Source organism: Mesorhizobium sp. M1A.F.Ca.IN.020.04.1.1 (assembly GCF_003997315.1).
Classification (GTDB): Bacteria; Pseudomonadota; Alphaproteobacteria; order Rhizobiales; family Rhizobiaceae; genus Mesorhizobium.
The window spans coordinates 1-8,937 of sequence record NZ_RZSN01000208.1 but is presented as its reverse complement, the minus strand read 5'-3'; the positions used below and the strand labels follow the sequence as shown (position 1 = coordinate 8,937).

General features: G+C 59.4%; 8 protein-coding genes and 1 pseudogene. 5 read left to right on the top strand and 4 right to left on the bottom strand.

Annotated features, from left to right (window positions below):
- Both EOA49_RS27815 and EOA49_RS27810 read right to left on the bottom strand, forming a co-directional pair.
- Positions 1-559: pseudogene (locus tag EOA49_RS27815) on the bottom strand (DUF1223 domain-containing protein); the annotation flags it as partial.
- A 286-nt stretch (positions 560-845) separates the two neighbouring features.
- Entirely contained in the window at positions 846-1,865 is a 1,020-nt protein-coding gene (locus EOA49_RS27810) for a TadE/TadG family type IV pilus assembly protein (RefSeq protein WP_348626900.1), read from the bottom strand.
- Positions 1,866-2,333: 468 nt separating this feature from the next.
- On the opposite strand from EOA49_RS27810, the gene lepA reads away from it, so the two are divergent.
- Positions 2,334-4,139 carry a translation elongation factor 4 gene (gene lepA / locus EOA49_RS27800; protein ID WP_127240358.1) on the top strand — a complete coding sequence of 602 codons (1,806 nt, stop codon included), beginning with the start codon at positions 2,334-2,336 and terminating at the stop codon, positions 4,137-4,139.
- Between the two features lie 46 nt (positions 4,140-4,185).
- Positions 4,186-5,352: a DNA (cytosine-5-)-methyltransferase gene (dcm, locus tag EOA49_RS27795; protein ID WP_127240361.1), complete on the top strand. Its 1,167-nt coding sequence runs from the start codon at positions 4,186-4,188 to the stop codon at positions 5,350-5,352.
- On the opposite strand, the gene EOA49_RS27790 is transcribed toward dcm, so the two are convergent.
- The gene (locus EOA49_RS27790; RefSeq protein WP_127240363.1) at positions 5,261-6,013 is read right to left on the bottom strand and encodes an MAE_28990/MAE_18760 family HEPN-like nuclease; all 753 of its coding nucleotides are present in this window, start codon (positions 6,011-6,013) and stop codon (positions 5,261-5,263) included. The genes dcm and EOA49_RS27790 overlap by 92 nt on opposite strands.
- The gene (locus tag EOA49_RS27785) at positions 6,010-7,074 is read right to left on the bottom strand and encodes a DUF262 domain-containing protein (RefSeq protein WP_127240365.1); all 1,065 of its coding nucleotides are present in this window, start codon (positions 7,072-7,074) and stop codon (positions 6,010-6,012) included. The genes EOA49_RS27790 and EOA49_RS27785 overlap by 4 nt, the downstream gene beginning before the upstream one ends.
- Before the next feature lie 73 nt (positions 7,075-7,147).
- Between EOA49_RS27785 and vsr the strand changes: the two genes are divergently transcribed.
- The 3 genes from vsr to EOA49_RS27770 are packed head-to-tail and all read left to right on the top strand — an operon-like array spanning position 7,148 to position 8,664.
- Positions 7,148-7,573, top strand: coding sequence for a DNA mismatch endonuclease Vsr (vsr, locus tag EOA49_RS27780; RefSeq protein ID WP_127240366.1), 426 nt, complete (start codon positions 7,148-7,150; stop codon positions 7,571-7,573).
- A 57-nt stretch (positions 7,574-7,630) separates the two neighbouring features.
- Entirely contained in the window at positions 7,631-8,143 is a 513-nt protein-coding gene (locus tag EOA49_RS32860; RefSeq protein WP_164746734.1) for a hypothetical protein, read from the top strand.
- Between the two features lie 11 nt (positions 8,144-8,154).
- A complete protein-coding gene (locus EOA49_RS27770; protein WP_127240368.1) occupies positions 8,155-8,664 on the top strand; it encodes a hypothetical protein in 510 nt (169 codons plus the stop codon).
- Positions 8,665-8,937 lie beyond the last annotated feature (273 nt).

Sequence of the window (8,937 nt, the reverse complement as noted above, 5' to 3'; positions counted from 1 at the left end):
ATTGGCATGCGGCAGCGTGCGTCCGGTGTTCTCGCCGCGCGCCACCGGCACCTCGACGACGCCGCGTGCGTAGCGCACCAGCCAGACATCGGCCGCCCCGCCGGGCGCTGTGCCGGCGCCGATGCTCACCTTGCCGTCGCCGAGCGAGAGCGCCGGACCCTTGGCGTGCGGGGTTGTCGAGATCAGCCGCTCGATCTCGCCGGGCGCCGCACCGACGGCGTCAGCGCTGCCGTTCACCACCACCTGCGGCGTGAACGGCCCGTCATGGCCGAGCGGCGGCTCGTAGGCGACCTGGCGCTGGGTGAATTCCTGCCGGCCGAAACTGTCCTTCCAGCCGAGATAGTCCCAGTAGGTGACGTTGAAGGACAGCGCCAGCACGCCCGGACGGTCCTTGATCTTGATCAGATTGGCATTGGCCGGCGGGCAGGACGAGCAGCCCTGGCTGGTGAACAGCTCGACCACGGTTAAGCGGCTCGGCGGAAGCGGCATCGAGCGTGGCGGCAAGCGCAGCAAATGCCGCGCCGGCAAGCAGGCCGATCCTTGTCTTCAATCCGGTCATGGGAAGCAGTCTCCGTAGCGGGGCGATGCTCCCATTTCGCCGCCGCGGAGGACTTCGTTACAGCTTCACCGGTTTGTGATTGAGAGGCGCCTTCCCCTTCTCCCCTTGTGGGAGAAGGTGGATCGGCGCGCAGCGCCGAGACGGATGAGGGGCGCTCCAGCGGAGTGAGACGCTCGCGAGCGCGTCTGCTAGATTCTTGTCTAGACTTAAGGCGCCGCCAAGCTGGAGCACCCCTCATCCGTCGCCTTCGGCGACACCTTCTCCCACAAGGGGAGAAGGGAGGGCGCTACTGCGTCAGCACCGTCTCGGACGGCCGCTGGTTGAATGCGCATTTGCCGGTCACGGTATAGAAGAAGTCGGCATTGGAAACCGGCGCCGGCACAGGGTTGCCGCCGTCTTCCCAGGCCTGGTAGCCGGTCTGGCCGCAGGGCACCGAGGTGAAGATGTCGACTTTCTGGCCGGTCGCGACCTCGGGCATATCGGTGGCGCTGGTGCCGATATAGAGCCGGTTCGAGGTGTTGGGATCGTTCGACTTCAGCACCTTCGGGTTGCCCGAGGGAACGTCCATTTGCAGATAGAGCTGGTCCATCTGGCTGACATCGATCACCGCGCCGGCGCCGTTGGCCGGATAGAAGGTATCGGCGCAGGTCGTGACGTACTTGTTGCTGCCGCTGGTCTGGGTGATCGCCCCGCTCGGCAGATTGTTGAAATTGTCGACCGTCGAGGTCGTGCAGACCTGTTTCTGCACCACGGTCTTCGTCGACCCGTTGATGGTGCTCACCGTGGTTGTGCCGTAGCCCTTCGGGTCGCCATAGCCGTTGTAGTTATAGCTGATCGTCATCAGCGGCTTGGCCTTGGTCTGGCCGAACTGGGTGCCGTAGAGCGTCATCGTCTTGTTCCAGTAGCCCGACACCTTCGTCACCTTGAAAGTGGACTGCACCAGCGCCGGCGCCTTGCGCACCGAGGAGCCGACGCCGACATCGACCGAATTGATCCTGGCGATCTGCATGAAACTGGTTGGCATCGGATAGGCCGCCGTGGCGCTGAACGTCGCCGTGCCGTCGGCGGCGACGTTGACGGCGGTGAGCGTCGCGTCGCCCAGCCCGCTATTGGCGACATAGGCCTGCTGCAGCAGCGTCTGGCGATCGGCCTTCGAGGTCGTGGTCGGCAGCGTGGTGATCGACAGGATCGCGGCATCCAGCGCCTGCTGCATGTTGCTCCTGGTCGTCACCGCCGAGGTGTAGTCGACGGAAAAGCCGACCGCGAGCTGCAGCGGGATCGCCAACAGCGCCATCATCGGCAGCATCGAGCCGCCTTGCGATCGAACGAAATCTCTTGCCGACGAGAACATGCCCCAACCCCATACACACCGGCAATGCACCTGCCTGCCACCAGAGGTGGAGATATGCCCAAAATGAGTGCATGAAAGTTTAAGTGGATTGAATTTTTGCGCGGAGGCGCCCTAACCTTCAAACGCTTGCGCTGCCCCTCACCTGCCTGCCGGCATCCTCTCCCGGTATGGTAACGGGGAGAGGGGCGCCCCCATCGACGATTTCGCCAATTTGGAACGCTGCAAGAAAGGTACCGAGGCGGCGGCCAGCCCCTTCTCCCCGTCACTTACGGGCAGAAGTGCCCGGCAGGGCGATGAGGGGCAGCGCCGGCTCTCCGGTCATTGGCCGTGTTCAGACATTGGCGAGCGTGTTTGCCTGCTCTGCTCCTATCTCCCCGGGCCCACCGCTTGCCCCTTAAACCCGCCCCTGCTAAAGCGCGCCGCATGACGGCGCCCCTCGACCACATCCGCAATTTCTCCATCGTCGCCCATATCGACCATGGCAAATCCACGCTTGCCGACCGGCTGATCCAGCTCACCGGCGCGCTGGAGGAGCGCGACATGAAGGAGCAGGTGCTGGACTCGATGGACATCGAGCGCGAGCGCGGCATCACCATCAAGGCCCAGACGGTTCGGCTGAACTACCGCGCCAAAAACGGCGAGGATTACGTGTTGAACCTCATCGACACCCCCGGCCATGTCGACTTCGCCTATGAAGTTTCGCGCTCTTTGGCCGCCTGCGAGGGCTCGCTGCTGGTGGTCGACGCCTCCCAGGGGGTCGAGGCGCAGACCTTGGCCAATGTCTATCAGGCGATCGACAACAACCACGAGATTGTCGTGGTGCTGAACAAGGTCGACCTGCCGGCGGCCGAGCCAGAGCGCATCCGCGAGCAGGTCGAGGAGGTGATCGGCCTCGACGCCTCCAACGCCGTGCTGATCTCGGCCAAGACCGGGCTGGGCGTGCCGGACGTGCTGGAGGCGATCGTCCACCAGCTGCCGCCGCCGCGCGAGGGCGACATCGCGGCACCCTTGAAGGCGATGCTGGTCGACAGCTGGTACGACGCCTATCTCGGCGTCATCGTGCTGGTCCGCGTCATCGACGGCGTGATGAAGAAGGGCCAGACCATCCGCATGATGGGCACGGGCGCAAAATATCTCGTCGAGCGCACCGGCGTCTTCAAGCCGGCCCGCGTCAATGTCGACGAGCTCGGCCCCGGCGAGTTCGGCTTCTTCACCGGCTCGATCAAGGAAGTGGCCGACACCCGCGTCGGCGACACCATCACCGAGGACCGCCGCCCGACGCAAAAGGCGCTGCCCGGCTTCAAGCCGGCGCAGCCGGTGGTGTTCTGCGGCCTGTTCCCTGTCGACGCCGCCGATTTCGAGGATCTGCGCGCCGCCGTCGGCAAGCTGCGCCTCAACGACGCCTCCTTCTCCTATGAAATGGAGACCTCGGCCGCGCTCGGCTTCGGCTTCCGCTGCGGCTTCCTCGGGCTCTTGCATCTGGAGATCATCCAGGAGCGGCTGGAGCGCGAGTTCAACCTCGACCTCATCGCCACAGCGCCGTCCGTCGTCTACCGCATGAACCTCATCGACGGCACGACGAAGGAACTGCACAACCCGGCCGACATGCCCGACGTGGTCAAGATCGCCTCGATCGAGGAGCCATGGATCCGCGCCACCATCCTCACGCCCGACGACTATCTCGGCGGGATTCTTAAGCTTTGCCAGGACAGGCGCGGCATCCAGGCCGATCTCTCCTATGTCGGCAAGCGCGCCATGCTGACCTACGATTTGCCGCTCAACGAGGTCGTGTTCGATTTCTACGACCGGCTGAAGTCGATCTCCAAGGGCTACGCCTCCTTCGACTATCACCTCACCAACTACCGCGAGGGCGACCTGGTGAAGATGTCGATCCTGGTCAATGACGAGCCGGTCGACGCTTTGTCCATGCTGGTGCACCGGTCGGCGGCGGAAAAGCGCGGCCGCGCCATGTGCGAGAAGCTGAAGGAGCTGATCCCGCAGCACCTGTTCAAGATCCCGATCCAGGCCGCGATCGGCGGCCGCATCATCGCCCGCGAGACCGTCTCGGCGCTCAGGAAGGACGTCACCGCCAAATGCTACGGCGGCGACGTGACCCGCAAGCGCAAGCTGCTCGACAAGCAGAAAGAGGGCAAGAAGCGGATGCGCCAGTTCGGCAAGGTGGATATCCCGCAGGAGGCGTTTATCCAGGCGCTGAAGATGGGGGATTGAATTTTATTTCCTCGAGTTTCCTCGCAGAACTAGTTAAAATGTCAGAATGATTCGAGAAACTGATCCCCCGCGCGTAGTCAGCCTGTTCAGCGGGATCGGTGGTTTCGAGAAGGGCCTGGAAAAGGCCGGCTATGCGACCGTATTGATGTGTGAGTCGGACCCGGTTGCTAGGGCCGTTCTCGAAGATCGATTTCCGAACATCAAGATCGCGCCTGACGTGAAGACGCTGGATTCGATTCCAGATTGCGACCTACTGACAGCTGGCTGGCCCTGCCAAGATATCAGCCTTGCAGGAGCGATGAAGGGGCTTGGGGGAGATCGTTCTGGTCTGATCACGGAAGTATTTCGCCTAATTGCTGCTGCTGATCGTAAGCCGGCGTACGTGCTGTTGGAAAACGTTGCGTTTGCACTCGATTTGCATAAAGGCGAGTCGGTCAGATACGTGACCCGTCGATTTGAGGAATTGGGGTATCGCTGGGCATATAGAATACTCGATACAAGGGCGTTTGGGCTCCCGCAGCGTCGACGTCGGCTGTTCGTACTTGCTGCCTTAAATGACAGTCCCGAGGAAATTCTGCTGGATGGTTTGGAATTGGAAGGTCAATCGCTATCCGCGGACCCTGCACTCGTGGGGTTCTACTGGACTGAAGGTAACCGTGGTCTCGGATGGTCGCCGGAAGCGATCCCTCCCTTAAAGGGTGGCTCTGGCCTAAGCATTCCTTCGCCGCCGGCGATATGGAACCGCGAAAGCTCGGAATTTCTGTCACCTGGTATCGAGGATGCCGAGCGCCTTCAGGGTTTTCCGATCAACTGGACTAAGGCTGCGGACCATTTTCTGAAAGGCTCAAGGCAAAGGTGGTTGCTGACGGGCAATGCCGTAAGCGTTCCTGTTGCCGAATGGATTGGTAAACGTATCCGCAGACAGATTTCGTCCCCTGAGGGAGAACGGCAGAACTCCAGCCAAGGCGACCGGCTACCCCGCGCGGCATACGGAGGCCCAAAGTCAGATATCGTAGGGTTGAGCCCTAAGGGCGAAGGTCCTTCTAATCCAACGTTGTCGCTATTGAGCGATTTTGGCCTTTGCACTCCGAAGCCAGTTTCGAAGCGGGCGATTGCAGGGTTCACTCGCCGGTTTGAAGTGGCTCCCCTTCGAAAGAATCAGCAATTCCTTGAAGATCTACGGTCCTATCTCCAACTGCACCAGGCTGCCTAACGTAGCCTTGGGTGTCTCTATAGGACTCTAAAGCAGCAATGTAGGACAGCATAAACTTGCGGACTCGGTCCAACATAGCCAAAAGATCCTTTGCCAAGACCTTGTCCCCCGCTTCGGAGAAGGATTCGAGGCCGTGAGCCAAGGCGTTCCGCCGCTCTCTAACATTGTCCAGATCACTGCCGCCCAGCGTATGCGGCGGTGCCGACCAGCTGATTTCCAAGCCTTCTTTCAGCTTGATAGCAGTGGCTTGTCCAAAATTTCCACTAAATGGAAGGCGGTCCTTTTTTAACTCATCCCAGAAAAGTGGCCGAGTTGTTAAGGGAACAAACTCAACTAGCAAATTGCCGTGACTAGTACCACTTTGCATTTTATCCAGGAAATTAGATTGAACAAGATCTAACCGCCAGTACTCGGTCGCTTGATCAAACAAAATTCCCTCGGCCTCGATCTTTTCTCGAATCGATTTCATCACCGATCGCATCGTGCCTTCAAGAGCATTGTAAAGCATGACATAGGTGGTGGCGCGCACGGAAGCTATAAGCTGCTGCTTTTGATAATGGCTCCTGACGTTCGAACGCTGCCTCTTCTCAAGTTCTTTTACGAGCTTGAGGACAGTTTCGAGTTCGTCGAACTTGGCTTTTAAAGGTTCAATTTCGCTCATTGCTGCGCAAGGATTCTATCTCGTACGTATTCAATTCTCGACCTAAGTCTTGGGCCGCTGTTGCTCGCATCCGTCCGAATCAATTGGTAGAACTCAGGGTCGTCTAACCAATCGAAGTTGGCAGACTCTAAATTTGGAACTTGGCGGAGCGCTAGGCACACGCCTACGGCGATAGCCTCAAATCGCACCCTTGGGACTTGCTTGGTTTTGTCGGTGCGGAAGAATGCATTGCTGGCATTGCGGGCGATGAAATTCATGACGCTGTCAAACTCGGTTGACATGGCCGCGATATCGGCTTGGGAGAGTGTCTCATTGAGTTGCTTGAAGTGATTGTCGATAAAACGCCTTACGTCGTGGACAAAGTCTTTGTAAGAGATGGAATAAACAAAAAACCTAGCGACTAGCTCCTGCCGCTCGCTTTCCGGGTTGCGGTTGCCTCGCGATCCGGTGCCTGGAGCCAGTTCTTTGAATACATCTCGATTTGCACATTCCACGACCAAGTCGAGAAAGGGCCCTTGATAAGCGCCTTTTCTTATCTCTGCCTCAGTAAGCTGTTTTGATGAGGTATTTATGCGCCTAAACAACTCAACACGGGAGCTTTCGTCGGTACCCTCTTCAAGAACAAAAGACCTGATTGGATTATTTAGAAAGCGCTTCTTTGTTGGCGCTGGCAACTTACTAAACTTAAGCCCGTTAAGGGAATCGAGCTTTTCAAGGTTTGTCAGCTTAAACTTATCATTTCGAAACTCGACAATTGTTCTAATGCGTTGCGACCCATCTACAACCTCTAGGCGCCCTCCTACTTCGTAGAAGAAAATTGGAGGGATAGGAATCCTTAGGAGAAGGCTTTCGATAAAGTACGACTTTTGGTCGGCGTTCCACTGAAGGCTCCTCTGATAGTTTGGTATGTATATATCTCCTTCGTCAACATTCTTTTCTTCTTCTTTATACTTCCTTATGAGGGTTTCTACCGGAAAGTCCGTTACTAGGTAACGCACCTCATTGCGAGCTGTCTCGACAGCGTCTTGAATTGCTGATTCGGATAGATCTTGATTTGCCATTCTAGCCACTATGTGAATTTGGGTGCCCATATACGTATAGGATGCGAACTAATCGAGAAAGAGTGTTCGACGGATGAAGGAGCAGGTCTCGTCGGCGCGGAGCCAATTGATGTCTCGCGTTAAGTCTCGCGACACGCGACCAGAAATGATCATACGGCGCCTAGTGCACTCCTTGGGCTACAGGTTTCGGTTGCACCGCCGAACGCTACCGGGATCCCCGGATTTGGTGTTCCCTGGTCGGCGACGGGTTTTATTCGTGCATGGGTGTTTCTGGCATCGGCATCCAGGTTGTGTGCGAACCACAACACCCAAAACCAGAGCACAATTTTGGGAAGCGAAATTTCGAGAGAACGTGGCGCGAGACTCGCGCAACGAAACCGCATTGCAAGAAGCGGGGTGGGAAGTTCTAGTCGTCTGGGAGTGCGAAACGCAGCATCTGCCTGCGTTGCAGCAGCGACTGGATGCATTCCTCAGGGCAGGTCCTCAAAACGCAAGTTGATGCATTTCTGAAACGTCGATTTCGTACTATCCTCTCCCCCGCTCGGGGAGACATCGCATGCGCTCCACCTCGGACACCATCGCCGCGATCGGCCTCGCCGTCGGGGGCGCGTTGGGCATGGCGGGCACCTTCGTTGCCAGCGATCCGCTGCGCGAGACGCTGTGGACCATCGATGGCGTGGGGGTCGTCGTCGCGGCGGCGCTGCTCACCATGAAATACCAGCGGCTCGCCAATGATCTCGTCGCGGCCGGCTTCCTCACCTACCTCGCCGGCGAAAGCCTGCTTCTGGCCGGCAATGCGGCGGGCCTTGAGGCGAGCGTGCCTTCCTATGTCGGCGGCATTTGCCTCTGGGCGGCGGGGCTGGTCATGGTCAGCGCGCCAAAAACCTTCGCGCTGTGGATGCGGCTCACCGCTTTCGTCGCGGCCGTGCTCTTCGTCGTCTCGGCGGCGATGATCCTGTGGGGCGCGCCGCTTTTGCCCACATCGGCGCCTTTGCCCGCCGCCGGCTATCCGTTCCTGGTCCTCACCTTCATCGGCTGGATCTGGACGCTGCTGAAACCGGAACGGTGAGCGGCCGAAAAATGGCCGCGCCGCTTGAAATCCGCAACAGCGCCTCCGGCAAGATCCTGCCGGCGGTGGGACCGTTCCTGATCGGCGGTATCTTTGGCTTCGGGGCGCTGCAGGGCGTCGCCTCGGGGACCTCCGGCGGCCATGTGCTGTGGATCGCGCTGCTCGGCGTCGCCTTCCTGGCGCTCGGCGTCTTCATTTCGCGCGGCGCCTTCGACAATTCGGTCAAGGTCACCCTCGATCAGCGCGGCTTCCGCGATGCTCGCGCCGGCGATGTGCTGGTGCCGTGGCAGAAGGTGAAGAGCGTGCGCCTCGCCTCCGGCGGCAAGGGTGCGGCGATGCTCAATTTCGAGCTCACCGAGGAGCCGCCCGACGCGATCAAATACGCCGCCGCCAATGCCTTCGGCCTGATGCCCTTCGGCAAGACCACCGTGCACATGGAGATCTCCTCGCTCGACATCCACGACCAGGACTTGATCGAGGCGGTGAAGACATTCGCGCCGCATGTGGTGGTGAGGCGCTGATCTCCCCCCTTGAGGGGGAGATGTCGCCAAAGGCGACAGAGGGGGTCGCCGCGCGTGGAGCGCCGACGCCGTGCGGCACGAGATGAAGTCGGCGTTCTACGCGCAAGGACCCCCTCTGACCGCTTCGCGGCCATCTCCCCCTCGAGGGGCAGGGGAATCGCAGATAAGTTGATTGGCTATTGCCAAGCCGCAAAAGAAGGATTCTTGAGAGGCTTTCTCGTAGCAGAGGAGGCCCGAGTGCGGCTTGTTTTGTCGATCCTGCAAGCAGTTCGC

Coding starts and splice junctions, on each gene's coding strand:
- EOA49_RS27810 (WP_348626900.1), bottom strand. CDS start 1,865: ATGCTGCCGATGATGGCGCTGTTGGCGATCCCGCTGCAGCTCGCGGTC.
- lepA (WP_127240358.1), top strand. CDS start 2,334: ATGACGGCGCCCCTCGACCACATCCGCAATTTCTCCATCGTCGCCCAT.
- dcm (WP_127240361.1), top strand. CDS start 4,186: ATGATTCGAGAAACTGATCCCCCGCGCGTAGTCAGCCTGTTCAGCGGG.
- EOA49_RS27790 (WP_127240363.1), bottom strand. CDS start 6,013: ATGAGCGAAATTGAACCTTTAAAAGCCAAGTTCGACGAACTCGAAACT.
- EOA49_RS27785 (WP_127240365.1), bottom strand. CDS start 7,074: ATGGCAAATCAAGATCTATCCGAATCAGCAATTCAAGACGCTGTCGAG.
- vsr (WP_127240366.1), top strand. CDS start 7,148: ATGAAGGAGCAGGTCTCGTCGGCGCGGAGCCAATTGATGTCTCGCGTT.
- EOA49_RS32860 (WP_164746734.1), top strand. CDS start 7,631: ATGCGCTCCACCTCGGACACCATCGCCGCGATCGGCCTCGCCGTCGGG.
- EOA49_RS27770 (WP_127240368.1), top strand. CDS start 8,155: ATGGCCGCGCCGCTTGAAATCCGCAACAGCGCCTCCGGCAAGATCCTG.